Below are 655 nucleotides of genomic sequence, written 5' to 3' on the forward strand. Positions count from 1 at the left end.
CGCCGGGGGCGCCCCCGCGGCCGTGCTCGACCAGGGTCAGCACGCGGTCCGGATCCCCGACCAGCTCCAGCGAAAGGTCGAAGGCGACCCCGCCGGCCCCGTCCAGCGCCGCGTCGATTCCGGACGGCGCGAGGGCACGCACCCGGCCCGCGAGGCCGTCGCCGTAGACGACCGGTTCGGCGCCGAGCGAGCGGACGTACTCCTGGTTCGCCTCGCTCGCCGTCCCGATCACCCTCGCGCCGCGCAGCACCGCGAGCTGGACGGCGGCCGTGCCCACCGCGCCAGCCGCCCCGTGGATCAGCAGCGTCTCGCCGCGGGCGACCCGCAGAGCGTCCAGCGCCAGGTACGCCGTCTGCGTCCCCGCCGTGAACCCGCCCGCGACCTCCCACGGCATCTCCGCCGGCTTCGGCGTGACGTTCTCCGCAGGCACCACGATGTACTCGGCGTACGCCTGCACGGCCGTGAAGCCGAGCACCTCGGTCCCCGCGACGAGGCCGGTAACCCCGGAACCGACCTCGTCGACGACCCCGGCGAACTCGTTCCCCGGGACACGCGGCCAACGCAGCTCCATGCCCGCGGGTTCCCAGCCCGCCCGCACGGCCGCGTCGTACGGCTGCACCCCCGCCGCCTTCACCCGCACCCGGACCTCCCCCGC

1 protein-coding gene is annotated in these 655 nt (G+C 76.2%); it reads right to left on the reverse strand.

Annotated elements, in window-relative coordinates; translation table 11 throughout:
• Nucleotides 1–655, reverse strand: a 655-nt coding sequence (locus ACXIZN_RS43240) for an NADP-dependent oxidoreductase (RefSeq protein WP_457960784.1), incomplete at both ends; no start/stop codon positions are given.

Source organism: Amycolatopsis sp. TRM77291 (genome assembly GCF_054166285.1).